The organism is Bacteroides sp. RCH18 (genome assembly GCF_058231005.1).
Genome location: NZ_JBIPTC010000001.1, coordinates 1,276,647 through 1,301,449 on the forward strand (window position 1 = coordinate 1,276,647; position 24,803 = coordinate 1,301,449).

Annotated in this window: 26 protein-coding genes; 5 read left to right on the forward strand and 21 right to left on the reverse strand. The window is 41.6% G+C overall.

The features are described 5' to 3' along the window. Window positions 1-52: 52 nt before the first annotated feature. Together ACHLI0_RS05105 and ACHLI0_RS05110 are read right to left on the reverse strand one after the other, a co-directional pair. A complete protein-coding gene (locus ACHLI0_RS05105; RefSeq protein WP_490748580.1) occupies window positions 53-979 on the reverse strand; it encodes a homocysteine S-methyltransferase family protein in 927 nt (308 codons plus the stop codon). 42 nt (window positions 980-1,021) lie between these two features. Beyond that, window positions 1,022-1,843: an MBL fold metallo-hydrolase gene (locus tag ACHLI0_RS05110; RefSeq protein ID WP_490748581.1), complete on the reverse strand. Its 822-nt coding sequence runs from the start codon at window positions 1,841-1,843 to the stop codon at window positions 1,022-1,024. A gap of 213 nt (window positions 1,844-2,056) precedes the next feature. Here ACHLI0_RS05110 and ACHLI0_RS05115 point away from each other — a divergent pair, with 213 nt between their 5' ends. Further along, window positions 2,057-2,602, forward strand: coding sequence for a methylated-DNA--[protein]-cysteine S-methyltransferase (locus ACHLI0_RS05115; protein ID WP_090615043.1), 546 nt, complete (start codon window positions 2,057-2,059; stop codon window positions 2,600-2,602). Between the two features lie 195 nt (window positions 2,603-2,797). Here ACHLI0_RS05115 and ACHLI0_RS05120 read toward each other — a convergent pair whose 3' ends face one another. Continuing rightward, entirely contained in the window at window positions 2,798-3,337 is a 540-nt protein-coding gene (locus tag ACHLI0_RS05120) for a flavodoxin family protein (RefSeq protein ID WP_234119298.1), read from the reverse strand. Between the two features lie 266 nt (window positions 3,338-3,603). On the opposite strand from ACHLI0_RS05120, the gene ACHLI0_RS05125 reads away from it, so the two are divergent. Further along, the gene (locus tag ACHLI0_RS05125) at window positions 3,604-4,293 is read left to right on the forward strand and encodes a Crp/Fnr family transcriptional regulator (RefSeq protein WP_008762363.1); all 690 of its coding nucleotides are present in this window, start codon (window positions 3,604-3,606) and stop codon (window positions 4,291-4,293) included. Between the two features lie 89 nt (window positions 4,294-4,382). Here ACHLI0_RS05125 and ACHLI0_RS05130 read toward each other — a convergent pair whose 3' ends face one another. The 8 genes from ACHLI0_RS05130 to ACHLI0_RS05165 all read right to left on the reverse strand — a co-directional run bounded on the left by ACHLI0_RS05130 (window position 4,383) and on the right by ACHLI0_RS05165 (window position 13,041). Then, entirely contained in the window at window positions 4,383-5,669 is a 1,287-nt protein-coding gene (locus ACHLI0_RS05130; RefSeq protein ID WP_011107761.1) for an alginate export family protein, read from the reverse strand. Window positions 5,670-5,676: 7 nt separating this feature from the next. After that, entirely contained in the window at window positions 5,677-6,468 is a 792-nt protein-coding gene (locus ACHLI0_RS05135) for a cytochrome c biogenesis protein (protein ID WP_234155132.1), read from the reverse strand. Continuing rightward, window positions 6,465-7,700: a cytochrome c biogenesis ResB family protein gene (locus ACHLI0_RS05140; RefSeq protein WP_234155131.1), complete on the reverse strand. Its 1,236-nt coding sequence runs from the start codon at window positions 7,698-7,700 to the stop codon at window positions 6,465-6,467. Before ACHLI0_RS05140 ends, ACHLI0_RS05135 begins: the two co-directional genes overlap by 4 nt. An 11-nt stretch (window positions 7,701-7,711) precedes the next feature. Further along, on the reverse strand, window positions 7,712-9,193 hold the full coding sequence (gene nrfA / locus ACHLI0_RS05145; RefSeq protein WP_217741215.1) for an ammonia-forming cytochrome c nitrite reductase: 1,482 nt from the start codon (window positions 9,191-9,193) through the stop codon (window positions 7,712-7,714). Window positions 9,194-9,236: 43 nt separating this feature from the next. Next, entirely contained in the window at window positions 9,237-9,833 is a 597-nt protein-coding gene (gene nrfH / locus ACHLI0_RS05150) for a cytochrome c nitrite reductase small subunit (protein WP_016267178.1), read from the reverse strand. A gap of 156 nt (window positions 9,834-9,989) precedes the next feature. After that, window positions 9,990-10,484 (reverse strand): DUF4625 domain-containing protein, encoded by a 495-nt coding sequence (locus tag ACHLI0_RS05155; RefSeq protein ID WP_016267177.1) that lies wholly within the window; start codon window positions 10,482-10,484, stop codon window positions 9,990-9,992. Further along, a complete protein-coding gene (locus ACHLI0_RS05160) occupies window positions 10,484-12,640 on the reverse strand; it encodes a TonB-dependent receptor (RefSeq protein WP_490748582.1) in 2,157 nt (718 codons plus the stop codon). Before ACHLI0_RS05160 ends, ACHLI0_RS05155 begins: the two co-directional genes overlap by 1 nt. An 86-nt stretch (window positions 12,641-12,726) precedes the next feature. Beyond that, window positions 12,727-13,041: a hypothetical protein gene (locus tag ACHLI0_RS05165; RefSeq protein WP_022471004.1), complete on the reverse strand. Its 315-nt coding sequence runs from the start codon at window positions 13,039-13,041 to the stop codon at window positions 12,727-12,729. A gap of 452 nt (window positions 13,042-13,493) precedes the next feature. On the opposite strand from ACHLI0_RS05165, the gene ACHLI0_RS05170 reads away from it, so the two are divergent. After that, window positions 13,494-14,777, forward strand: coding sequence for a DUF2262 domain-containing protein (locus ACHLI0_RS05170; protein WP_490748583.1), 1,284 nt, complete (start codon window positions 13,494-13,496; stop codon window positions 14,775-14,777). A 10-nt stretch (window positions 14,778-14,787) separates the two neighbouring features. Here ACHLI0_RS05170 and ACHLI0_RS05175 read toward each other — a convergent pair whose 3' ends face one another. The 8 genes from ACHLI0_RS05175 to ACHLI0_RS05210 form a co-directional block, all read right to left on the reverse strand. Continuing rightward, a complete protein-coding gene (locus ACHLI0_RS05175) occupies window positions 14,788-15,234 on the reverse strand; it encodes a glycoside hydrolase family 20 zincin-like fold domain-containing protein (protein ID WP_258893952.1) in 447 nt (148 codons plus the stop codon). 8 nt (window positions 15,235-15,242) lie between these two features. Then, a complete protein-coding gene (locus ACHLI0_RS05180; RefSeq protein ID WP_490748584.1) occupies window positions 15,243-16,589 on the reverse strand; it encodes a hypothetical protein in 1,347 nt (448 codons plus the stop codon). A 54-nt stretch (window positions 16,590-16,643) separates the two neighbouring features. After that, window positions 16,644-16,853, reverse strand: a complete 210-nt coding sequence (locus ACHLI0_RS05185) for a hypothetical protein (protein WP_008764868.1) — start codon at window positions 16,851-16,853, stop codon at window positions 16,644-16,646. Between the two features lie 37 nt (window positions 16,854-16,890). Next, complete coding sequence (locus ACHLI0_RS05190; RefSeq protein WP_490748585.1) at window positions 16,891-18,603, reverse strand: ATP-binding protein; 1,713 nt, start codon at window positions 18,601-18,603, stop codon at window positions 16,891-16,893. A gap of 77 nt (window positions 18,604-18,680) precedes the next feature. Next, on the reverse strand, window positions 18,681-19,298 hold the full coding sequence (locus tag ACHLI0_RS05195) for an HU family DNA-binding protein (RefSeq protein ID WP_022471001.1): 618 nt from the start codon (window positions 19,296-19,298) through the stop codon (window positions 18,681-18,683). A gap of 357 nt (window positions 19,299-19,655) precedes the next feature. Then, window positions 19,656-20,354 carry an SIMPL domain-containing protein gene (locus ACHLI0_RS05200; RefSeq protein WP_008764865.1) on the reverse strand — a complete coding sequence of 233 codons (699 nt, stop codon included), beginning with the start codon at window positions 20,352-20,354 and terminating at the stop codon, window positions 19,656-19,658. A 72-nt stretch (window positions 20,355-20,426) separates the two neighbouring features. Beyond that, window positions 20,427-21,065: a DUF1062 domain-containing protein gene (locus ACHLI0_RS05205; protein ID WP_008764864.1), complete on the reverse strand. Its 639-nt coding sequence runs from the start codon at window positions 21,063-21,065 to the stop codon at window positions 20,427-20,429. Between the two features lie 62 nt (window positions 21,066-21,127). After that, window positions 21,128-21,967, reverse strand: coding sequence for an RteC domain-containing protein (locus ACHLI0_RS05210; RefSeq protein ID WP_490748587.1), 840 nt, complete (start codon window positions 21,965-21,967; stop codon window positions 21,128-21,130). A 395-nt stretch (window positions 21,968-22,362) separates the two neighbouring features. Between ACHLI0_RS05210 and ACHLI0_RS05215 the strand changes: the two genes are divergently transcribed. Further along, the gene (locus ACHLI0_RS05215) at window positions 22,363-22,638 is read left to right on the forward strand and encodes a putative quinol monooxygenase (protein WP_062695920.1); all 276 of its coding nucleotides are present in this window, start codon (window positions 22,363-22,365) and stop codon (window positions 22,636-22,638) included. A gap of 142 nt (window positions 22,639-22,780) precedes the next feature. Here ACHLI0_RS05215 and ACHLI0_RS05220 read toward each other — a convergent pair whose 3' ends face one another. Beyond that, the gene (locus ACHLI0_RS05220) at window positions 22,781-23,197 is read right to left on the reverse strand and encodes a pyridoxamine 5'-phosphate oxidase family protein (protein WP_062694845.1); all 417 of its coding nucleotides are present in this window, start codon (window positions 23,195-23,197) and stop codon (window positions 22,781-22,783) included. Window positions 23,198-23,286: 89 nt separating this feature from the next. Next, window positions 23,287-24,105, reverse strand: coding sequence for a DUF6597 domain-containing transcriptional factor (locus ACHLI0_RS05225; RefSeq protein WP_062694842.1), 819 nt, complete (start codon window positions 24,103-24,105; stop codon window positions 23,287-23,289). Window positions 24,106-24,204: 99 nt separating this feature from the next. On the opposite strand from ACHLI0_RS05225, the gene ACHLI0_RS05230 reads away from it, so the two are divergent. Next, window positions 24,205-24,747 carry a 3'-5' exonuclease gene (locus tag ACHLI0_RS05230; RefSeq protein ID WP_008762345.1) on the forward strand — a complete coding sequence of 181 codons (543 nt, stop codon included), beginning with the start codon at window positions 24,205-24,207 and terminating at the stop codon, window positions 24,745-24,747. Window positions 24,748-24,803 lie beyond the last annotated feature (56 nt).

A 24,803-nucleotide genomic window follows, 5' to 3' on the forward strand; every position in this document is an offset into this window, starting at 1 on the left:
TATATTTATTCTATATTCCTTGTTTCATGAGAAGACCGTATTTCTAGTTAGTTTAAGTCACTTCCGATATTTTAGCGATTTTTTCCATGTGACTGCTGTCTGTTCCACAACACCCACCAAATATTTTAAGATGACAATCAGATTTCAACTTTAAAATAGCTTCACTCAGATCGGCTGCCGAAGAAGTATGTAAATGATTTGCTCCATCCAATTCTTTATATGACAATTGGGAAGTATTTGCTTGTATACCCCAAAAGCGAGATTTTACCGTTTGTGTTTGATTGAACTTATGAGAAAGTGCTTCGTAAACAATATCAGGATGAACACAATTTGTCATATAGCACACAGGTTTGTTAGACACATGATTATCAATGCAATGTATGGCATCATCAATGGTATGCCCATCTATCAGTTTTCCGTCTCTTTGAATCGTAAAGCTGATAATATAAGGAATATCCGTATCAGACATAGCGACTGCCATCCCGATAGCTTCCGTCAATACAGGCATAATACCTGCATATAAAAAATCAACTTTGGCAGATTTAAACAAACCGGCCTGCCAACTATGGAAGTCTATTGCCTCTTCCAGATTTAGAGCCTCTCCGCCAGTGTATGCATCTCCCTTACATCCCATCAAACCACCGATATACATATCTACATTTGCTGCTTCTTTTATGGAACGAAGAAAATCCACATTATCTGCAATAATGGATTCATTGTATCCAGCCATATAAATCCGTTCTTTATTGGCCCTTCTTGTTGGAGTTGTTGCAAGAAATGGTAGTTGATACCTATATGCAATATCAATATATTCATTCCATAGCGTTTCTAATGCCAGTCTACCTTTCTGCTGATAGACTAAGTCAGCCATTGCAACAGTACCACTGATATCCAAATCAAACTCCCTTTTTAGTCGCTCGCCTAAAGCACCTTCCATTAATATAAAGGGATAAGAATCTATGCAGTCTTTAAAATTCATCCAGTTTGTTTTTATATATTCTTGTTTAGTCGTCTCAGATAATTATAACAGAGAATCCGTCTGAATCAATTTCCCTGTATGGTTATAAAATATTCTGTCTCCAAAATCCTTATAGAAGAAAGCATATTTATCTACTCCCGTACAATGGCAGACACCTATCTTTTGAGGTAAATATTCGTGCAAATAATCAGCAATAACCTGATATTTGGATTCTTCTGCATTATGAACATGAAATCCACCTAAAAGCAAATTACAGGGGAGTTCCGGAAATGCCGTTCTTACAGTCCGCAATATATTTGTAATACCCCGGTGGGAACAGGCACTTAAAATGGAAAGTCCTTCAGGCTCAACCAGTACCATAGCTAACTCGTCCGGAAAGGTATCGGGGACTCTAGAACCATCTTCCTTTTGAATCCAAAATCGTTCAAAATGTGTATCCTTCCGGTCTATAATATCCACAGAGGGAAAAAGAAATACTCCGGGAACCAGTTCAGTCAACTCATCAATAAAACGAAAACGAGAAAGATCAAGCGAGCGTGTATATTTCATTCCATTCTCACGTTCATCCTTGAATTTAGGAAAAAACACTTCGCGTTTGCAAACAACCGTTGCTTCGGCATTTAGTTCAAGAAAATGGCGTAGTCCACCCGTATGGTCACTGTGACCATGAGATAATACTAAATAATCTACTTTTTGCAAGTCAATATTCAATAACCGGGCGTTACGGATAAATAAATCGGAAGCTCCCGTATCAAAAAGTAATCTGTTTTCCGGTGTCTCAATATAGAGGGAAAGACCATGTTCTGCCTGCAATTTACGTCCATAGACACAATTTTCGACAAGAGTCATTATTTTATAGTTCATGTGGTTTGGTTCTTTATCAAATACTACGAAATAAAAAGTTCTGCTACAAAATTATAATAATTCTACGGCAGAACAAGTAATCAATCAATTTAAATCGACTGTAAGGGTAAAAGATTTTGTTTCAGGCTTCTATTGCCGAATTATTCATTTTGTAGTTTGAATACAAATAATTACTTTTACATCCATATCAAACCCTTTAAATAAAGAATCAAAATGGAGAAAGAAGCAAAAGGTAAAGTAAATACAGTTCAGATACAGTACTATCAATCTCCATGCGGGAAATTGATACTCGGTTCTTTCGAGAACAAGCTCTGTATGTGTGACTGGGTGGTGAGTGAAGAACGCAGAACAACAATCGATAAACGAATACAAAAAGCGCTAAATGCTCAGTACGCAATAGAAAATTCTGAAGTGATAACGCAAACGATCAGCCAGCTAGATGAGTATTTTTCCCGTCAAAGGACTACGTTTGATATTCCTCTGCTTCTTGTCGGGACAGAGTTTCAAAAGAGTGTATGGAATGAATTATTAAACATTCCCTACGGAACAACGATATCTTATGCTCAATTATCACAGAGACTGGATAATCCTAAAGCTATCCGCGCGGTAGCCTCTTCGAATGGAGCAAATTCTATTTCAATACTTATTCCTTGTCACAGGGTGATTGGCAGCGATCATAAACTGACCGGATATGCCGGTGGTCTTGTAGCTAAAAAGACTTTATTGGAACTGGAATCGAACGAAAGAAGATTATTGTAACAGAATCATTAAACTAAACTTCTCTCATTAAATCCAGACAAAAATATGGTGTCACTATCCCATTACTATAGTGTCACTATCATACTGCTTTAGTGTCACTATCCTACAGGTATAGCGTCACTATATACTCAGCATAGTGACACCATCCTGAAAGGTTGTTATATAAGACGGGAAATGTTTACCTAAAGCGAACGTTTACACCATTTTTCCCATCTCATAGGCTTCCTGCATGTAGGGAGTATCTTTTATTTCTCCTACCTTCCAGGCACCTATTCCATAAATCACTCCTTTTTCCTGCGGATTTTCCAGACAATCGAGGAAGCCACGGAAACCATCAATCGTACGTTCCATCATCCCCTTATCATTCTCCGCCGCTGCAATAATGAAATAAAATTCCTTATTCGTTATTTCCGTATAACGCGCACAACAACGGTCAATCATAATCTTCATCTGTCCGCACATCGTATAGAAATAAACAGGTGTTGCCATTACAATGACATCAGCCGCAATCATTTTCTCTACAATTTCTGCGGCATCATCTTTCTGGGGGCAGGGTTTGCCATACATGCTGCAAACACTACATCCCGTACAAGGATGAATTGCTTTCTCTTTCAGAAAAATCTTTTCTACTTCATTGCCTGTTTCGAGGACACCTTTCATAAATTCGTCACAAAGCATATCAGAATTACCGCCCTTTCGGGGGCTGGACGAAATAATCAGAACTTTTTTAGCCATAACTATATTACTTTTATTTTTTGAATTTCATTAATCAGCTTTTTCACTCTGCAAAAATAGACAATTTATCATATAGCAAATGTAGATAAATTACAGAGATGTGTACCCTAATTACTGATTCAAACATTTTCTGTCATTTTTACTTTTTATCAATATCCTTTTCATCTCATCCATAATCGGTCTTTCGGCGGCACAAACATAAAAAAAGATTTTCTCTGCCCATATATAATTCATATCTTTGCCCATGATACGAACAACATAATGCAATGAAAAAAATACAACTGACCAACGCACATAAAGAAAAATTATTTCAAATCCCTTTATTTCGGGATTTACCTCTGAACATCAAGGAATCTCTATTGGACAAACTGGATTTCGTTATCTATGCAGCGGATAAAAAAGAAATAGTTGTTACGCAAGGTACACCTTGCAACAAACTATATGTGTTATTGGAAGGAAAACTACGCACGGATATCATTGACGGATTGGGGAACGAAGTGATGATTGAGTATATCATCGCACCACGTACCTTTGCCACCCCTCACCTTTTCAATTCAAACAATACGTTGCCAGCTACTTTTACTGCTTTGGAAGACAGCGTGGTACTCATGGCAACCAAAGATTCCACTTTTAAAGTCATCAGTCAGGACCCGCAGGTGTTGCACAATTTTCTTTGCATCGCCGGAAATTGCAATATATGTACCGTATCACGTTTGAAACCTCTGTCGCGCAAGACTGTACGCGAAAGGTTTATTGTTTACTTATTCGAACATAAGAAAAAAGATTCTCTGACAGTAGAGATCATGCATACCCAGTCACAGCTTGCCGAGTATCTGAATGTATCACGTCCTGCTTTATCCAAAGAAATCAATAAGATAATCAAGGAAGGGCTGATCACAATGGAAGGAAAAAAAATCGAGATTCTGAATAAAATGGCGCTGGAGAAATACTTATAATAAAAAGAAAGTGGCACAGCCTAAATTTAATGCTGTGCCACTTTTTATATTCTATCAACGGTTTAATCTGAATCCTAGCTAGGTTTCAATTACCATTTTGTAAAAAACACTTTCGGGTTGATATTGACAGATACCCATCCCCAGTCTTGCCAACTCTTATGATTTCCGCCTTTCACAGCATCCATCGTCTTCGTTCCAAGCATAAAAGAATAACCGGCAGAGAGTTTCACATCTTTCATTACAGACCAATTGATCTGATAGTCAACTTCCGAACCGAGTGACTTCTTCAAATCTTCTTTAAAATCGACTTCAGTAGCAGTAGCAAAATAATGATAATTGAGTTCCATATCTACCTTGGCAGATGCACGAAAACGAGCCCCAAGACGACCATCTATTAATCCGGGAGCAAATCCTTTGTTGAATGCAGAAGCGTAGAAATAATCCATGCTGCCATAGAATTTATGATGCGTCCCATAAAGAGGGTCAAAAGCCTTAAATTTACTACTACCTTCTTCATTTCCGCTCAAATAATCAAAGCTTACAACCATTCCCCATGTCTTATTGAACGCATAAGCTGCCGTAGCACTTGCCATGAAAGCAGAAACACTCTCGGCATCCTTGTTCTTACCTGTTTGGTAGTAGAAAGCGCCATCCAAGTTCCATCCGCTATTTTTATATGTAAGATAAGTTCCCATCGTTTGCAAGTAGCGGGTATGAGAATCTTGAGTGAGCTGATTCCCTGTCTCTAACCCTAAATTCATAAACAGTAAAGAAGCCCCGAACGGAATCTTATCTGCTTTATAGTGATACCACACAGTCTGCATATTCTTGTAAGGCTGACCAATAGAAGAATTGTAATAAGTGCCACCTGCCGTTTTTTCATCATTCTGATTGAAAGCAAGAATAGCGTGTATTTCATTATTTTTATTGGCATATCCCAATTTCAACGCATCATGATAACGGCCTGCCACATTCCAGTCCAGTCCGCCCAAAATACGTTCATCATCATAAACTAACGTCTGACGACCTAACTGCGCAAAGAATCCTTTTCCAAAATCCAGCTTTGCCCATGCCTCATTCAAGATAAAGCGACCATTCTTGTCAATCTGCGGATCTTGTCCCCATACTCCGACATGCTGTGCCGACATCTTGATTTCAAGGTCCGAGCGCTTGTAGTCCAATGACAAACGGGCACGGTTATTAATAAATGATGCAGCCTTCTGCCCTTCATTGCGAGGGACTAAAGCACCGTTTCGATACTCCGCACGAGGTCTGATTTGCATAGACATCGAAAATTCATTTTCCTTCTCCGTAGTTTGTGTGTATGCCATGCTTGGCAATAGCATAAGAACGAATGACCAATAAAATGTTTTCATTGATATTTCAATTTAAGTTATAAGTATGTACACTAACTCCTTGTGCCGATGGAAGATAATTGATTCCATACCAACACATTTGTAATAAGACAAATGATACTAACAGAATGACTAATGCCGGACGACTCTTCAACGGTCTGCCCAGTCTGAAATGGATATATACCAGATAGGAGAACCAAGTAGCTGCCGCCCATGTCTCTTTCGGGTCCCAAGCCCAGTAGTGCCCCCATGCTTCCTTCGCCCAGATAGCTCCCGTCAGCATTCCCAATGTCATAAATGCCAAGCCTACATAAGTCAGGTTATCGCATAAGTCCATCTCTTTCCGTTCAATATCCTTCTTTTTGAACCAAAGCAGATAAACAGCCATGACCACCGCAGCTCCCAACATCGCATAAGCAAACATATACACTATGACATGAGGGGCAAACCACGGACTTTGCAAAGCAGGCATCAGCGTTTTATTGTGAATCTCCGGTTTAAAGATATTGATACAGATAAATACCAGTGAGAGAATGCAACTGAAACTAAGAATCCATTTATATTTCCAACGCACGTACGTTATCAAACCCGCCAACGGAAGGAAGAAAGAGTACCACAGACGTGTCTCTCCCATCGTCCGCATCGGAGGACGTTCCAGAGAAATCCACATACCGAGGATAAAACTGAAAAAGATGACCAGCCCCAACAAGGTAAATCCATAAGTCCATACCGGCTTCTTTCCTTTCCAGGCAGCAAACGCGCCCAAGCCCCAGCAAATCAATGCGGCTATCGCAAACCATATAAAATGTTCCCAACTCATTCCTTGTCCTCCTCTTTCCTCTTTTGTGCATTGACAAACAGACAAATTGCTCCGAGCATCATCATGATGATCCCTGCATATACTACAGGCAACCACGGGTCGTGAACCAGCTCAAAGACACTGATATCGCTCCAGCGACCTTTCGACTCATCATAGCTAAGTTGATAAATTTTCCATCCTGCTATCTCCATCGGACGATTTACTTCAATCGTACTCTCCGTTATCGTTCCTTCCTGTGTGTAGACTTTTACTTCCGAAGCAAAACGTTGCGGTTCCCGTTCCGGCATCACCAGACTCGTCAGAGAGTCGAGACGCAACGCCTTATAAGGAAAGAGAAAACTACCACAGCTCACCCAGCCTTCTTTCGTCTGTTTGTTCTTTCGGTTGACGGCCTTCAGATGCACTGCATATGTCGCTCCCATCGAATGGAAATCTGTAAATTTCAGTGTGTCTTCTGTAGCTACGGAGGCAGCCATCGGAATAGACTGTTCGACAAACAAGTCCCAATCCAGCAGACTGCCCTCGGAAACTCCGTCTTCAAGCAGTAAATGCACAGGAGACTTTTCGGGGAGTACTCCCCCCGTTTCATTGTCAATCAGCATCAGTTTCGGAGGATATTCATCAATCGTAAAATCCTTCAGTTCGATAGCCAACGGAAGTTCTATCAATTTTCCTTTATCATCGGTAGCCCTCCATTCCGCGTTTCCCATTCGGGTAGTCATCTTCAAGCGTTGCATATCGGCATTTCCCAGAGTAGCCGTAATCAATGCCACGAACAATCCTACGTGATTGAGAAGAAAGGATAGTCTGCCAATCCTGAATGGAAAGCTGGCACGGAGTATAGTCAATCCCAATGCAGTGACCATCCAAAAGTAAAGCAGGACGAAAGGCCAGGACGAAATCATCTGTGAAAATCCCAGTATATCATTGGAAGCGTGACCGGAAGGAGCCTGCCGGATAAGTCCCATGATCACCGTCATGCCGACTACCCATACCAAGGAAGAAACGGCAGCGGAATAATGGCTCAACCATCCAAACAGATACACACGTTTACGAAGAAGGTGCATGGCTACCAGCGCAATGATATAAACCACTAACACAATCACATTGACCGGACAGGCAAACAGGCTCCAGTTGATGGCTCCCACTGCCATTTGCAGCAAAATACCTATCACCAGTAATCCCGCACCAATCACCAGCCCTTCTTTATAACTCCACGGTTTGCTCCACATATATCCCTATTTTACTTTTGCGCCAGACGTCCGTTTGCCTTTGCCTTCTCCAGCCATGCCGGAACGGTCGTTTTCAGGAATTTCTCCTTAGCAGCTCTTTCAGCATCCATATCAAGACCGATATATTCCTGCGCTTTGGCCTTCGTTGAAATGTCCGGCATCGGAACGTCTTCTGTATACCCATGCTTCGCTAAAACTTTGGATACAGCCAGACGAGCCTGCAAAGCACGGTCCAGACCATGAGAAAGAATTCTCTGAATCTCCTGCGGTGCATGGAAAGAACCTCCATGTGATGCCACACCGAAGTCCCAACGCCATTGTGCCTGACGAATCAATGCAAGCACATCTTTCATCTGATCTTCTGTAGCACCCTTATCCCAGGCAAATTTTGCTTCGATATGCGCCTTGGCCAGTTCCTGTTCCAGACGGTTACGGATTTCATTTGCCTTGCGCTGACGCTCGTACACATTGTTACGTAAAGTTTCTTCACTCTCACGATGACAAGTCTGACAGGTGCGGTCAATCATTGCCAATGGGCTCTGAATGTGATGGTCACTGAATTTCACTCCCCCTTCGCTCTTATAAGGCATATGACAATCAGCACAAGAAACGCCCCTTTGTCCGTGAATACCCATCTGAGCAATTTCATAGTCGGGATGCTGGGCTTTCAAGATCGGAGTACGGCTTAACTTATGAATGTAATCATAGAAACCTGCCTCATCATAATATGCTTCCATGTCTTCTACAGTGAAACCTTTATCCCACGGGAAAGTCAGATATTTACCGTCACCCTTGAAGTAATATTCTACGTGGCACTGCGCACAGACCAATGAACGCATTTCCTGTGGAGTAGCTTTTGTGATATCTTTTCCCTGACGCTGGAAAGCTTCAATCAATGCCGGACGGCTGATATGAAGATTCATTGTTTCCGGATCGTGACAGTCGGAACAACCGATCGGATTCACGATTTCATCACCAAAGGCAGCCCATTTGTTATTATAGAAAGAATCGACTCCCAATGCTTCCATCATGCGGGGAACATCCGGACTCTTACAAGTCCAGCAAGTAGAAGGCTGAGGACCATCGTGCGGGCCTGCAGGAGAACCGGTACGAAGTGACGCCGTGATATCCTCGATAGCATGCATATGTCCGCGCGGAGTGGAATAGTCTTTTGAAAATGCATATCCTGCCCACAGAATAACCATTTCCGGACGTTTTTCCAAAGCATCAACAGCGACATTGCCATTAAACTCGCTTTCAAAATCAGTCTTTGCCGTTTCCGTCCAAGTCTGATATTCGCGGGGAAAATTATCTTTAAACAGTTCGTTGCGTGCTTCAATACCTTTAATGACAGTTTTGCGGTTATTAAAGATACTGGCGACTTCCGCCCTCCTCTCCATCAACGCAGAAACACATAATCCTAAAACAAAAACAACGACCATTGAACCTCCGAACAACAGCCATCCTTGCCATGATTTTAATTTCTTTTCCATTGTATATCGGTTTTATTATTTTATTACGTAGTTATGCATATGCTTATTCCTTATTATTAACCATCTTCCGAAGCCATTCCGGTACGGGTGATTCGGGAAGAGGGACGATAGCTGCCGGAGTAGCGGACAACGAATTCTTACCACCATGAGGTACATCCCGATGACAGTCCCAGCAAGCCTTTCCTTCTCCCACCATAGACATCATATAATCTATCTTTCCTGTTTTTACAAACTCCGTATTCAGTTGCGTATGGCAACGGATACAGTTATTCATAATCACCTGCGAACTGGCCTCGTGGGCCTGTATCACCTGTGGCTCGCTTTTGGTGAGAAATGCAGCTACGTGCTTCATACCATCCATTCCTTTGAATGTCCATTTCTTTACAATGTTCTCGTGAGGAACATGGCAATCGTTACAGGTAGCATCCCGTGCATGTGAACTGTGAAACCATGTAGCATAATAAGGAGACATGATGTGACAATTCACACACGCTGCCGGATCATCGCCCAGATACGTATGTGCCCGAAGCATATACATAAATAAAGCTCCTCCGCCTACAATAATACCGCCAATGATAACGGCTACTATCCTTGATCTGTACGAAGGAAAAATTCGGTTTATAAATGGTAACTTCATCATAGTGAAAAAGTATTTTTCACAAAAGTAAAGCTTTGAAAACACAAAAGGTGTAATAACTATTACACCTTTTAAAGAAAATTATACGAACACTGATTAATAAGAGAAAAAAGATACTCCATCCCGCCCCCGTTTTGCATGGCAGGCTGGCTCTTTCAGTTATTCATCGTGATGATGATCGTCCCCTTCGGCAGTAGTGCTCAATACAATATTGCGCGCAATGTAGGTTTCGTTTCCTGCGGCATCCGTACAATAAACCATCAGATGATAATCGCCCGGAGTAGCATTCGCCGGAATTATAATATCGTGATGATGGATGTGCGCCGTTTTCTTTCCGGAGATATCATAAGACCTGTTGAAACTGAAATCGACAGTGGCTTCGTCCGTAGCGGCAGCCCTGCTCTTTCCATGCGAATGGTGGTCGAAATTACTATGTATTTCAATCATATAAGACTTTAACATGACGTCGTCCGACAGATCCATTTCAAAATGTACTCCGTGCTCGTCGCCAATTTTCAGTTCTTGCCCTTCTTCCGGTTCACTTAGTTCAATCACCGGTTTGGTGGTATCGCTATCCGAATCGTCACAAGAAATAAATGCAAATACAGACATTGCCAGAAGGCTGATTATCGGGAGGTAAAGTTTTGTTTTCATTACAGTAATTTTTTAAATGGAATTTTGATTAATAATTGGAAGTTTCGTCCCGGTTCCGGAATTTCTACTTTCCTGTAAAAACTAAGATGATTGTAATATCTGGTATTAAAGATATTACGGGCGGTCAGGGTTATTTCTATCTCGTTAGTCCTGCCAACCGGAATATTCAGCGAGCCACCCAAATGAAACAGGTTGGCCCCCGGTGTACGGTCCTCATTACGGTCTACACGGTTCTGACGGGCAATAAGTTGCCACTCCGCATAAAGCATGCAGTGTTTTCTTTGCCATGTCAACGTATTCCGCATACCGAACGGCGGAGAAAAACTTAACGGAATATGCTCGTCACAGTTGTAGGTGTAGACGTATTCTCCGGAGATACGGTAATTGAAGTGACGCAGAAAGTTAATGTCTATCGTAGCTTCCGTTCCGGCAAACAGTGCTTCGGCTCCCGTGTAGCGGTAAATCTGTCCGGCATGCGGCAGAACCGACCATTCGCCCGTGGGACGCAGAAAGATGTAGTTACTGAACCAACTGACAAAAGGAGACACGGAAACGGAAAGTCCGTGATATCGCAGGTTGTAGGAAGCATCCATCTGCCATCCTTGCTCGGATTTCAGAGAAGCATCTCCCTGCTCGTGACGGAAAGTGCCGTGATGTACGCCGTTAGCAGCCAGTTCATTGGCTCCGGGGAGGCGGAAGCTACGTCCGATGTTCACTTTCACCATGTGCTGAACGGTGGGTGTCCATACCAGTCCCAAAGAAAAGGAATAGTCACCGAAATGCTTTCGGACGGCATGACTGTTCCATTTATAGGACTCTACTTGTTCATCATCATATCCTTGCCTCCGAAGGTAATCCGCCAGATAAACGTCCTCATGCGGAGAGATGCCAATATAACCATAATCATATCGCACGCCTCCACTGACAGAGAGAATGTTATTAGGCTTATACGTCGTAAGCCAGAGCAATCCGGTAGTAGAACGATGGTACTCCGGCAACAAGAATGAATAGCCGGAAATGTCGTTCTGCTGATGTTGCCCATCCCACCCCAACGTATGCTCCCATGAAGAAGAGCCAATAAAGCGGGCTTTTACCGAAGCACTGTATGTATTCAGATCGAAAGCCAGTTCTTTGTCCGGGTCCTTCTCCGGTGCAGGCTGGGAGCCGTAATGAGTATGAAAAGCACTCCATTCCTCCCGATGGTTATTCTGAAATCCCAAATCACCGGACAGGATCAGTCTCTCCCAAGCATATTGCTGATGTGTGGTTACTTTCAGATGATTTACCTTGCTGTAAGGCAATTCGATATTCCGGCTGTCTCCGTCATCTTCTACGCGCGATGCGTCGGGGACACCGTGTGCGCCCGGAAAGAAGCCCGTCTTCTGATAGACATTACTGATGGAATAGTCTGCTTTATAGCCTTTTCGCTGATATTGGGTGAAAAGGCCGATATTGCGTTCCACTCCTGCCGTATTTTTCAGTTTACGACCATAGACGGGCATTTTCTGAGTCAGGTAGACAATGGTATCCGTAGGGATGCGGTAATCACCGAAGTGCTGTTCGGAATAACGGATTTGCGCATACCAGGCATTCTTTTTAAGTCCCAGCATCAGCGAACCTGCCAGTGTTCCGTTGACGGATTTACCCAATAGGGTGACATCGCCGAAGAGCATATTCGCAGAAGGTATGGGAGGAGAGGCTATATCAATCACTCCACCCATGGCATCACTGCCGTAAAGCAGTGAGGAAGGACCTTTCAATACATTGACTGCCTCGATATTAAAGGCATCCAGTTCCAGTCCGTGGTCGGCTCCCCATTGCTGGCCTTCCTGCTTGATTCCGTTTTCCAGTACGGCTATCCGGTTGAATCCCATCCCCCGAATCATCGGTTTGGAGAAGCCGGAGCCTATATCCATAGCTTGTACTCCGGGAATGTTCTCCATTGCCTGCATGAAGTTTCCCGTAAAATGTTTGCGCAGAAAATCCTGTTCTATCACTTCAACCGTAAGTGCAGACTTCTTGGCTTGACGCTGTTGGTATGACTCGGTCACAACAACATCAGGTAAAAGCATACTCTTGATTGAATCGGACTTCTGTGCGTGGACGGATAAGGTTACAAACAGCCCTATTACGCCCGAAATAATTCCGATACGCATCAATTACAATCTTTTATATAATGTGTAAAATGAATGTGGGGACAAGTTACAGTGAACCTGTCTTCCTAGAAAATATGAATATGTAATTATGCGGCAGGAGGCGCGCGTAGGTGATGCGAATAAGTCCGTTTGCAGACAACCTTATCCTGATAAGTAATCGGCTCGTAAGGAACGAGCGTCAATATACAGTGAAATTCTACCGACTGAGGTTCTGTAAAGAGAGAAAGGGAGTATTTACATATCGCACAATCCTCGGCATGACTCCGGGAATGGTCAGCATGAGAGCATGACGTTTCATCTTCACTTCCATGATAGTGAAAGGTTTTCACTACAAAGAAGGGAATGAATGTCATGAATAACATCCATGCTATGTATGCTCTTATTTTTCTCTTGTGATACATTCTCCCCTATCGTTTTAACAGAATAGTGAGGCAAAGATACTCGTATGAAACAGACGGCGCAAATTATCTGACTTAATATGTGTTATTAAAAGAATGGCAAATGCCAAATTTCGATAGCGAGGAACGACGGACGTTTGCCATTTAACTCTCAGGATATATCAACTTTCCCGAAAGCGTGGGGTTTGTTCTCTCAAACAGAGCACAGAGGGAAATTATGATTTCAAGATAAACAGAGTTTCGCATGTTAAATGGTTCAGAAAGAAAATGAACGAATTTAGAGAAGCTATCAGAATACCGAAGTCAAGGATGAACAGAGGTGTAAAACTATAGCTCAAAGAAAAAGCCGTAATTAATCTACCTATATTGATGGATTGTTTCTGCTTTTTGTAATTTTGCGAATGGACTGAGGAAACTTTATCCAAAGTAAATCAATAAACTTCACAACCCGCATTATGAAAAAGGAACAAACGACAGATAAAAACAGTTGGAATTTCCATTTGACAAGGTCAATTGCCGACCTATACGATGTCACTTTGGAAATTCATACAGAGTTTTGGCTCAACACCCTCCAAATATGGTTTCGCGGCTATCAGACTCCCGAAGGGTATAAAGCAACAATCTGGGGCAAGAAGGTAGATTTGCATATCGCCATCGCCCCTTTGGGCACACCGAGCGAGACATTGCCTGTCATCAAAGAGAAAACGACAAGAAGCAAGAATGCGCAACTCCCGTCAGAGCAGCAGATCTATGTCAACGAACTTCAAAAAAAAATAAAATCCCTCAAGAAACACCTGCCGCCCAAGGTGGACGAAGTGTTGGAGCAACGTTGTCTGGATGAGATGAACGCCGACAGAATCAAAACAATCATTCGAGAGTGCGACACGATATGGGGTGACAAAGGGTTGTCTGTCGAAGAAAAGATCAACAGGCTCGTTCCATATAAAATCGAAATATACAATCTTGTGAGTATGCTACAACTGCCAGACGAGTTGGTACGTGCCGACACGAACATCTCCATCCTGATGGCCACTATTCTATACTATGCGCAAAGTGTAGAAAAAAATGCGAGGAAATACAAAATAAGAATACCCAAGCTAGTACGTCAATTGGTGAAATTAGTCGATGGTATTATTACCCGCATGAATGAAACTCAGAACAAGCTAAACGGCGTTGAACGAGATATGACTAAGGAAGAATATAAAACCTATGACGCTTATCTAGATATAAAGATTGGAGCAAAGTCTGCCTTTTGCTCGTTTGAAAAACAATTGGAGTTATACGAGCAACTTTGGGAAATGCCCTCGCTTTCTACCGACACCAAAATAGAATGCTTGAATGAGGCTGTCAAACTCGTTAAGAAGCAATACGGTAAAAAAACGGAATCCCGCTGTCCGCACGCCCCCCTTGTCCGAAAACATCTGCGAGCCATTAGTGGCTATCTGAACGAATTGGAAAAAGAAGGTGAAGCAACTTGGCAATTACGTATGGCAGACGAATTGCTTCCAACAGCAAACGCATGGCGGGAGGACTGTGACTTTCCGGCACTATCCAAAGAGGGATTTGCCTCGCAAATCGAATTACAATCTGTTCATATAAAGACCAAAGAAAAGGAAGAAGGTTCTATCCATTACGAATTGGAACTCTTCTTCCAAGACACGGAAGATACGTTTGCCGGACATTTCCTATATGCCACCATCGAAGATGGCAAGGTGGAAGAAATCACATTGATGGGATAGACACAAGGCATCAGGGGCAATTACTGTCGGAAACATTTTCAATACGGCGAGGAGCTATTTGCTTGTTCGCCGTATTATTTGTTTCCTCCTGCAAGATTTTGTCCAAGGTCTTCAGTCCGTATTGAATGGCTTTTTGCGTCGCTCCTCTGATGGAAAGTTTCTTTGCCGATATATTGAGTATATAATGTTCTTTACCTTCCAATTCAAAATCTGTCCAAAGTTCGATAACCGAATTACCGCTTGCCCGCCTCCCTCCGATGATGGCGCTTTGCCCGAACCGTTCTCTCAATATCTCTTGCAACTTAAACAAGCAGGAATCCAGCTTGGGCAAATTAGTCTTCACTACGGTCTGCGGGGTGATGATGAAATTCTTTGCATCTCTCGCCTGCCCGTAAGAGTATGCCGCCACTAACAGCAGCAACAATACTATCTTGAATTTTCTGAAGGTGAAACTCATAATCGCTTTTAGTTAAGATATTGCATCAAGGCATTGCATTGTTCCATGTTTTCTTGTAGCGTATCTGCCATTTGCGGCTTTTCGGGAAGTAACTCGCCGCATATCCGCTTGACATCGGATAGTTCCATCAATCCCGGGAATCTCTTTCGCATCAATTCTTTCTTGGAGGGATATTCGTCCGGAAGATTGACGTACAGCATTTGGTAGTAGCTAAGGGCTAATGCGATTTGCTGCATCTGCCTTGTCTCTCCTTCGGGGTATTGTTCCAGTTTGCCGATGGCTTCCGTAAACAAGGCTTGCTGCATTTCGATGACAGCCGGATAATCGCCCAACAATACAACCGTCTGCAACAGGTAAACACGGCAAGTGGCAAGTTCCTGTTCCGGCAACGGCAGTCCGCTCAGGCGTTCAAACCCCTCTTTGACCTCAAAGAGAGAGAGCAGGCATGACGGAGGCAATGTGCCCGGTTCCTGCGTCTTTAGCCATTGGTGGCAAGCGTAACCAACTACGCAACGTTGAAGCAAACGACTATTTTCATCTGCAATCAAGGAGGCATACCGGTCCGCTTCTTCAAAATTATGACGTTGAATATATTGATACATTACGTTTCTATGGAATGAATCAAGTTCGCCTTCTTGTATCCCTTCATCGTTTTTTCGTTCTTTTAACCATTTGCGATATGGCTGCTCCCAACCGGCAAGGAAAGGCATTTCCTCTTCTTCATAATCGACATCCAGCTCATTGCCGTAAGATGCTGCCACTTCAAACGCTTCGGGAACATCCAGCAGCCGTAGCAACGCTTGGATTCTTTCCGGTTCGGGAGCATTAGCATCATCCCACCCCTCTATTGCGCAAAATAGCGGAAAGAACGCATACCAATGTCCTAGCGTGTCGGCTCCCCGTTTGTCACCTCCGGCAAGAGCCTTGGAAGCCAATGAAACAATCTGTTCAGCCAATTCCAAAGGATCGAGCAGACGGAGTTCCGCTTCGGGCGATGCCGGAATAACACTCATATCAAGGAGCTTTTTCCATAATACGCATCCTGCGGTGACACAGCATTTCCCGGAACGACGATCCACATAAATGCCACCACCTTTCAAGAAACCGCCCTCTGCGGCAAGCTCCATTGCCTCACTACGCTCCGGTTCGGGCAGTTGCTCTGGTGAGAGTAGGGAAAGATAACCGACCTTTTCCAATTCGTCGCGAACCCGCAAGACCGTGTACCCACAGTCTAATTGGTTCTGAAGATGATAAAGACTATGGCAAATACTTTGTGCCAAAGGCGGAACAGGCAAAGCAGTCGCTACGGTTATTACGGAATATTCCACCAAACTCTCTATTGCATGCATTGACATAACTACAATAATTTATTAAGGATTGTCTAATTCAATATGATTTTATATAATAATTCATGGCAATTCGAAAAGATACTGCTTGATTGCGCCTTGTTCTACCAGTGTTTTTACCAATACCAGGCTTTTCCGATAAACGGCATGAAACAAAAGACTGCAATTGTATTCGCTCTTATAAGACGGTTCCAGTATGTAGCCCGAACAAATCATAGACAAGGCTTTATCAATGTCGTTTTCATCTCGTACCAATCGAAAGAGTTCTTCCATTACTTTATTTTATTGTGAAGTGTAGTCCTTGAGGAATCTATACTTCCCAACACTTCCATCCTTTGTTTGCACAAATATATACCACATAAGTCCGTACATGATAGTTAGGGAATTTTCTTTTTGTATCTTCTCCGTATTTCTTGACCTGCACTATATGTTCCGCAAGCGGTTCAGTAAGTGTCAGCATTTTTTCAGCCTCTTTTGCACGATAATACTTAAACTCAACCACACGGTCGTCTGTGTAATAATCTGTACCGGGAATACCTGTCATTTCAAAATCCGAACGTCCTACCGAATTATTCTGCTCTATAGCAAATGTATAACAGCTACTTAAGTAACGCGACACCAGTTCATAAAAAGAACAGCGAATAAAATTTTCATTCATCTTATCAAATACCTGTGCAGAGAATTGTCCCAAATATTGTTCAAAGTAGTTTTGTACTAGGGGTTCCAAACGGCGGTCGGCATCATAACGTTCATAAGTAGGCACATAGCGTTGTGCATTTCCTTCAATCCGGTTTAATTGGTTATAATAATCCATATAGACACTACGCATAGTCAGATTAGGTAGTACCATGCGATAACTATTTTTCAACGTTGTCATTCCCAAATAGAACAAACTAATAGGATAAAATTCCTTATCAAAAAACTTCTTCTTATTGAACTTACTGGAAAGATCAGCTACATTATAAGACAATTCGTCATCAATAACCAATGCATCGAGCATTGCCTTCGCATTATCTAACGAAAGAGTAAGCCGACGAATCCAATTAATATCCGTTCGCAAATTTTCATCCACCAGTTCATCAGGAATACTACCCGCATTGGCTGCAAATTTCTTGAAAAAATAAGTAAGAATGGTCGCATTGAATAACCGGTCTCCATTAGGGCGGAAACGGTATCCGTCATAATTACTCACAATCAGTTGCCAAATTTCATTATAGCGGTCTTGTCCTGTAGAATACTTATCAAGCACGTAGCGCAAATAAACTTCTGTTTCTTCATACGTAAATCCGAGCATATTCATAAAACCCGGTTCCAAAGTAAGTATCTCTGCTATATTGTATCCGCTAGTCAAGTCATCCATCGTAACAGGTAACACCCCCGTACAAAAACAAGTACGAATGCTGCCTTCACCGATACCAGCCTTTATTACTTTAAAGAAAGTACGCAAGAAACTATCATTGGTTGTCACTTCCTCATAAAGCGGGTCATTATATGCTGTAAGTAATTGGTTGGTAAAGTTATCGTATTCGTCAATCAATATATAAACTTTAGGAAAGCCATGGGAACGGGCATAATTGAGCACCTCTTCCAGCATTTTGGAAGCATCTCCACGAGTGGTAAACTGAAAATCTCCGAATAAATCTCTGTTATGTTCGACCATAAGATCTACCGGACCGCAGTTTAAATCATTGAAGTTCTGCGCCAATCCCTCTATACTATTCGCCATCACCATTTTTGAAAAATCATAGCGAATAATCATATATTGATTATGTTCTTTCGTTGGATGACTACCAATCCAAGTACCTCCAAACAGTTCTTCAAACCGATGTGCTTTGGTACGATCATAATAGCAAGCTAAAGTAGAAACCAACAAGCTCTTGCCAAAACGGCGGGGACGAAGAAACACAGGAGCCTTATATTCCTCTAATTTCGAAATATAGTCTGTCTTATCCACATAATAGAACCCACGTTCACGCATTTCTATGAAATCAGCTACTGCATAAGGTATTGTTATTTTTGCCATAATCTCACTATTTTATCTATATACACACAAAGATACAAAATTGTTAGCAAAAAGAAAGATGGTTTTCTGTTATAATATCATTCTTCCTGTTTCCACACATAAAAGACAGTTCGTCCTGCTCCCCTCTTGCGAAGAGTCCCCTCCTTGATGAAAGTATTCAAATCATCAATTGCTTTCAATCGGGGGAGTCCAGTCAGTCTGCTATATTCTATACGCGTGATTCCTCCGTTCTTCTTCAGAAATTCCTGCAACATTTGGAGACGGTCTTCAATGGATATTTTAGTATCATGAGTTTTTACTTTGGAGTTCTCAACTCGTTCAAGTTCTATCTCCCGTTTTATTTTCTTTTTAAATTCTTTGGAAGTACGTAAATGAACATTGTCAAAACGGATAGACTCGGCACGAATTTCTTTCTTAGTCATCACTTTATGGGTACACTTCAACGAAATGCTGAAATGTCCAAGTTCGCCCAGTTCCACGATGTATCCATCCGCCAAGGCTTCGGCCAGTTCATCAACTACAGCGCCAAGTACTCCTTCAATTATATTGTGCGGGAAAGGTTGGTGACGGGATACGCGTTCTATAAAATCTTTTTTCGAATAAGTTCCACTCGGAACGATGCGGGCATGAAGGGGTTGTTTCTCTCCTGTATTCTGAACATCTGGCGTTTCGTATAAATCATAATATGTACTCATTACTATCTTTGTTTTATCAGTTTATATATTTATTGCTTGCTTTCCTAATATTTGGCCCTGTATATACTATTCTTTAATGCTTAGCCTGCATATAATTATTCGTCTGACTATAGTTCTCTTTTCGTCTGACTATAGTTAGACGAAAGAGCAACTACAGTCAGACGCAAGTATCACTATAGTCAGACGAATAGTCTATCGCATACAAAGGTACAGTTTTATGTAATGCAAACTTTAATTCTTAGCAAGAAAAAGATAACCCATACTAAGAAATTAATCTCCCAACAGCAACTTACTAATGGAGCATTCCTACCAGTTTGCGTAGTCAATGCCTTTGTACACATTTTCGCCTTATCCATATTACTCAATGGCAAAACGCGCCGTCATCTCATACCGCAATTTAATAACGCGATATTGCTCAGTGGCAGCTGTCCCCATACTGACATTACTCTGTGCCTGATAAAGAGAATAAGGACTTACATAGCTCGAAGCCGGTTCGACAATACGAATGACCTCACCCAGTTTTTGTCCCATAGCTTCCACAAGATAAGATGCCTTTTCACGTGCTGCTTTCAATGCTTCTATCTTACCTTGTTTCCGATAGTTCGGCAAATCCTTGTGCTTCAGCTCCCCGATACGCATAGACTCGATACCTTTCGTATCAATCTTCTTAATAACGGCATTTATCTTTTCGAAGTCAGTAAACCGGATGTCCAGTTGCTTACCTATCAGAAATTCTTTTCCTTTCTGACGCCAATAGTCTCCGATTTCCTGCACACGAATAGCCTCATCCGAAATTCCTGCTCTACTTAGCACCCGACGCAAATCTTTTTCAATCCATTCCAACGGAACTTTCGTTTTATAATCTTCCGGCTTGGACTTCGGCACAAATTCCTCTTTCCAATATTCCTTTATCTGAATCAAAAGATGAATCTCATCCGGCACAACTTCTATTTCAGAAGAACCGGTTACCTCAATATATCTTCCCTCACTCTCCTGAGCATCGGCAACGACACTCCATACACATAAAACAATAGCTAATAAAAACAACTTTCTCATATCTCTGAATTTATAATAGTACTTAGTTTCTGAATTCCCTGTTCCATATCAGACAAATGTAGTAATAAAAAATCAATCAATGCCTGTTTTTACCATAAAGCTATCCACAAAGTCCATCATAACAAGCAAATGTTCTTTATCTATCAACAGGATATCTCCGTCCTTTACTTTGTATTTCTGCGGCTCTTTACCGGAAAGAAGCGAAATCACTCCCTGTTCAAACAGACGCCTTAACTGAGTGCTGGAAAGAAGAAAATTCCTTCTTAATAAAGACGACAATTTCAAATTAAATTCAAACTCGCATTTGATTTGAATCTTTATGATTGCATCGGACATACGGATTATATCTTCTTTCGAGAAGTTATCCATAACCTCATATTCTACACTATCATAATCCGTTTTCAAATGATTCCTGCCGGCAAGTTCGGCAGAAAAAGCATATTTCCAGGCTGCTTTCCGATCGTTCATGGAAAAGCTATGAAACAGGACTTTATCTATCAAATCCGGTTTGGTACGTGACAGCAAAGTAATGTTGCAAGTATTATCGCATTTCACACACCGATATATCAGCCAGACATCGATGTTCTTTTTCTGCGCATTCATTCTAAACTTATCACTACAGTAAAACCGGTCACTATCGCAATGACTGCATTTCTTAATTAATAAAGGAGAATTCTTTGCTTTTATCTCCCATGTAAATGTTGTATCCATAAAGCAAAGTTGGATATAAGCCATTTATAAAATTCACAAGATGTCACAAGATGGCGTGAAATTTATCTGTCGAGTTCATCCATCATCTTCTGTATTTTATCCTTCAACTTATCAAGAAATTGTGTCCTGTTCTTCTTCCTATTCCTGATTTCCAAGAAGATACGATAAAAGTCCCCAATCTCGATATTGAAAAGTACCTCGCAACAAAAAGCGATGTCTTTCAGACTGGTATTTCCATTATTAAAGCATTTGCCCGCATAGATCGCATAGATGAATTCAACCAAGGCAACTTTACTATCTGTCCATTGCAGCAATTTACTGTCTACTATGGAGGTGAATTTAAGATGCAGTTTGTCTGACAGCGAATCGATCTCGTCTGATACATATTCTATCAAATGACTATTCGCCAGAATCATTGCAACGCTTGAATCGTGTAAGGTGGTAAAAGAAGGATCCCTGTCCAGCAAATGACAATGAACATCGGAAAGAATATCATAATTCTCACGGATAAAATATTGCTTATCAAGTTCGGTCTGACCGGCACGATAATAATCATAGAAGCTATTATTCAAAAATGACTTCTGTATATTCTCCAGTTCCATCTTTAAATATTTGCATTGAGCCGACAGGGATTTGCCGACACGGTTCTTTTCAATCTGATATAAACGGATATAAAACATCAGCAAGCCGGAAATCTGCGGTTTCCAGACTTTAAAGAACTGAATTTCTTCTTCAGGGTTCTGAAATTGATATTCGGCAACTGCCCTTTTCAGCAAAGTAAGTGATGTCTGTATGACATCTATTATCTGCTTTATCCGCTCGAGAGGGGCAATCGGCTGTTGCTCAATCCTTTTAATTTCTTTTTCTATGTTCAGCTTACTATTTCTTACGAAATTTTCCATTCATTCTCAATGTACCCGCAGCTTTCGAATCATCATAAGGAGTCTGACTAAAAGCCTGAATACCAAATTGCACTCGTCTTTAAAAAACGATGCAGTGAATAATAAAATTGATAAAATGAAAAACCGGTTCAAGTAGAAGTACTCAAACGAAAGAAATTAGCCTGTGGTTTATGAGGCTAATATTAAGCTATAACAAATTTAAGAATGGTGCCCAAAATAGTTGCTTTTAGAATTCAGATGCAAATATAACCGATTTTTTATGATTATATGAAGTTTATATGAAAATTTGAAAACAGCCTGCGGGAAGCTACAGAAAAATACTATCTTTGCCTTCGGTTCTTCACAAACACAGTGATGAAACCATTCTTTTTAATCACATAAATAATAAAAGAACTATGATCAGATTAAATGTTTTTGTTCGTGTAAACGAAACAAACCGCGAAAAAGCGATTAAGGCAGCAAAAGAACTGACTGCCTGCTCTTTGAAAGAAGAAGGATGCATTGCTTATGATACTTTTGAAAGCAGTACCCGCCGTGATGTTTTCATGATTTGCGAAACATGGCAGAATGCTGAAGTATTGGCAGCACACGAGAAAACCGCTCATTTTGCACAATACGTAGGTATCATTCAGGAATTAGCTGAAATGAAACTGGAAAAGTTTGAATTCTAAATGAATGTCAGATAGACGAAAACCACGTCTTCCAGCCTAAACATAAAAGAGAAAAACAGTCCTTACTTTGGGAATGTCTTTCTCTTTTTTCGTACACAAATGTACCGTTACCTGTCAATTTTATAATCGCTCCAGATCAAGATTAGTCAAGCTTTTTATGAATAAAGGTACCTTCAATCCAGTAGGTTGCGTGATTGGCGGTGAACTTTAGCAATACATAGCCCGGATCTGTAGGACCACCGGGAAAGTGTTCGATAAACCAGTCCTGCCAAAGTTCCTGCTTCAGTTTCTCGTCTGTCACGACTTCCACTTCTCCCATCAATGCCACACTGTCCCCCTTCTCCTGAAAACATAATCCTGCTTTCGGATTCGATAAAAAATCAATAGTCTTTAATGAATCCGCTCCGGTGGACATCCAGATAGTGGAAATTTCTTCTGCTGCAATTTTACTCATTGGCACAGGACGGGGATAGCCTTCCTTGTTCACAGAAGCAAGGGTGACAACTTCGCATTTCTGCAATAACTCCGCCGCTTTCTCTTTCATAGTTTTTGTTGACATAATCTTATTGTATTTATTTTATTTCGCCACAAAGATAACGGCACAGATGTCCGTTCTATTGTAAAAAATCGACTTTTACTAATCCGGTTCTAAGGTTCGATATAAGTCAGCGTTATATCCTCCGGAACTGTGAGCGAAAGAAATGATGTAGGAGTATTGCCCGACAATGTTTTGATTTCTTTTGAGAAATGTGCCAGGTCATAATATCCTGCGTCGATGGCAGTAGTCAGCAGGTTGACAGAGGCCGTGTTTCTCAGTAATTCTACTGCATTCTTGAATTTAACAATGCGGCTATATTCTTTAGGAGTGAATCCGGTGTTATGTTTAAACTTCCGTTCAAAATGACGCTGGCACAGGCATACCTCATCCATCAGACTACGAACAGAACGCTTCCCACCGGACTGATTGATTATATTCACCGCTGCGGCAACTTGGGAATCAACAGGCTGATAGTTATGTGCAAGATACGCCAGGAGATATTCTTCAACGACCTGAATCCGTCCCCGGACATCATTCTGCTCACATACCCTCTCGATAAAGGTACTGTCAAAAACCGCCTGCATTTCATTCGTACTGATTCTGTAATTCGCAAACTCATGCAAAGGCAGCTTTGTAAATCCGGATAACCCACAAGGCAGAAAACGAACGCCGAACTGATGAACGAATTCGGCATAAGTGACAAGCTCCGAATATTTCGTCATCGGACCCACAAAGTAAGAACGATAAGGCTGCATGACCAGCGTTTCTTCTTTTACCTTACTCACTGCTTCTCCCAACGTAAAAATGAAATCGGTACAACCATCCGGCAAAATATGGATACGCATACCATATTCCGGAGTTCCCTTAAATTCCCAATAATTATCAATATAGGGAGCGAGTAGACGAGAGGGCTGATATTCTGTGTACATCGGTCTATTTTATACGCAAATATAAAGAGAATAAATGCCAATTCATGTATTTTGCAAAAAATATCATGTACATTTGTGTTTCAAAAAACAGCAAAACGCATGAAGGACTTTGCAGCTATCGACTTTGAAACAGCCAACGGAAAGCGCACCAGCGTATGCAGCGTAGGGGTGGTCATCGTGAGGAACGGAAAAATCGTTAAGAAAATCTATCGTCTGATCCGTCCTTGCCCCAACTATTATACGCAATGGACAACAGCAGTTCACGGACTGACTTACGCGGATACGGAAGAAGCGGAAGATTTTCCTGATGTATGGGCAGAAATAAAACCGCTTATAGACGGTCTTCCGCTTGTTGCTCACAACAGTCCTTTTGATGAGGGCTGTCTGAAAGCTGTTCACGAGCTATACGAAATGACTTATCCCAATTATAAGTTTTATTGTACTTGCCGCACTTCACGGAAAGTGTTTGGAAAAGAGTTGCCCAATCATCAGCTACATACGGTGGCAGCCCGATGCGGATATGATTTAACCAATCATCACCATGCTCTCGCCGATGCTGAGGCTTGTGCACAAATAGCCTTGCTCATCATCCCCGAGCCTAAAAAGCCAAAAGTTGATTTGCACACCGGAAGCTTATTTTAATACGAAAGCTCCGTAAATGAGCAATATAAAAGACACTACCACTATTATTACTGTCA

Bases quoted from the DNA above. Each gene is read 5' to 3' on its own strand.
- ACHLI0_RS05105 (WP_490748580.1), bottom strand. From the start codon at position 979: ATGAATTTTAAAGACTGCATAGATTCTTATCCCTTTATATTAATGGAA.
- ACHLI0_RS05110 (WP_490748581.1), bottom strand. From the start codon at position 1,843: ATGAACTATAAAATAATGACTCTTGTCGAAAATTGTGTCTATGGACGT.
- ACHLI0_RS05115 (WP_090615043.1), top strand. From the start codon at position 2,057: ATGGAGAAAGAAGCAAAAGGTAAAGTAAATACAGTTCAGATACAGTAC.
- ACHLI0_RS05120 (WP_234119298.1), bottom strand. From the start codon at position 3,337: ATGGCTAAAAAAGTTCTGATTATTTCGTCCAGCCCCCGAAAGGGCGGT.
- ACHLI0_RS05125 (WP_008762363.1), top strand. From the start codon at position 3,604: ATGAAAAAAATACAACTGACCAACGCACATAAAGAAAAATTATTTCAA.
- ACHLI0_RS05130 (WP_011107761.1), bottom strand. From the start codon at position 5,669: ATGAAAACATTTTATTGGTCATTCGTTCTTATGCTATTGCCAAGCATG.
- ACHLI0_RS05135 (WP_234155132.1), bottom strand. From the start codon at position 6,468: ATGAGTTGGGAACATTTTATATGGTTTGCGATAGCCGCATTGATTTGC.
- ACHLI0_RS05140 (WP_234155131.1), bottom strand. From the start codon at position 7,700: ATGTGGAGCAAACCGTGGAGTTATAAAGAAGGGCTGGTGATTGGTGCG.
- nrfA (WP_217741215.1), bottom strand. From the start codon at position 9,193: ATGGAAAAGAAATTAAAATCATGGCAAGGATGGCTGTTGTTCGGAGGT.
- nrfH (WP_016267178.1), bottom strand. From the start codon at position 9,833: ATGATGAAGTTACCATTTATAAACCGAATTTTTCCTTCGTACAGATCA.
- ACHLI0_RS05155 (WP_016267177.1), bottom strand. From the start codon at position 10,484: ATGAAAACAAAACTTTACCTCCCGATAATCAGCCTTCTGGCAATGTCT.
- ACHLI0_RS05160 (WP_490748582.1), bottom strand. From the start codon at position 12,640: ATGCGTATCGGAATTATTTCGGGCGTAATAGGGCTGTTTGTAACCTTA.
- ACHLI0_RS05165 (WP_022471004.1), bottom strand. From the start codon at position 13,041: ATGTATCACAAGAGAAAAATAAGAGCATACATAGCATGGATGTTATTC.
- ACHLI0_RS05170 (WP_490748583.1), top strand. From the start codon at position 13,494: ATGAAAAAGGAACAAACGACAGATAAAAACAGTTGGAATTTCCATTTG.
- ACHLI0_RS05175 (WP_258893952.1), bottom strand. From the start codon at position 15,234: ATGAGTTTCACCTTCAGAAAATTCAAGATAGTATTGTTGCTGCTGTTA.
- ACHLI0_RS05180 (WP_490748584.1), bottom strand. From the start codon at position 16,589: ATGTCAATGCATGCAATAGAGAGTTTGGTGGAATATTCCGTAATAACC.
- ACHLI0_RS05185 (WP_008764868.1), bottom strand. From the start codon at position 16,853: ATGGAAGAACTCTTTCGATTGGTACGAGATGAAAACGACATTGATAAA.
- ACHLI0_RS05190 (WP_490748585.1), bottom strand. From the start codon at position 18,603: ATGGCAAAAATAACAATACCTTATGCAGTAGCTGATTTCATAGAAATG.
- ACHLI0_RS05195 (WP_022471001.1), bottom strand. From the start codon at position 19,298: ATGAGTACATATTATGATTTATACGAAACGCCAGATGTTCAGAATACA.
- ACHLI0_RS05200 (WP_008764865.1), bottom strand. From the start codon at position 20,354: ATGAGAAAGTTGTTTTTATTAGCTATTGTTTTATGTGTATGGAGTGTC.
- ACHLI0_RS05205 (WP_008764864.1), bottom strand. From the start codon at position 21,065: ATGGATACAACATTTACATGGGAGATAAAAGCAAAGAATTCTCCTTTA.
- ACHLI0_RS05210 (WP_490748587.1), bottom strand. From the start codon at position 21,967: ATGGAAAATTTCGTAAGAAATAGTAAGCTGAACATAGAAAAAGAAATT.
- ACHLI0_RS05215 (WP_062695920.1), top strand. From the start codon at position 22,363: ATGATCAGATTAAATGTTTTTGTTCGTGTAAACGAAACAAACCGCGAA.
- ACHLI0_RS05220 (WP_062694845.1), bottom strand. From the start codon at position 23,197: ATGTCAACAAAAACTATGAAAGAGAAAGCGGCGGAGTTATTGCAGAAA.
- ACHLI0_RS05225 (WP_062694842.1), bottom strand. From the start codon at position 24,105: ATGTACACAGAATATCAGCCCTCTCGTCTACTCGCTCCCTATATTGAT.
- ACHLI0_RS05230 (WP_008762345.1), top strand. From the start codon at position 24,205: ATGAAGGACTTTGCAGCTATCGACTTTGAAACAGCCAACGGAAAGCGC.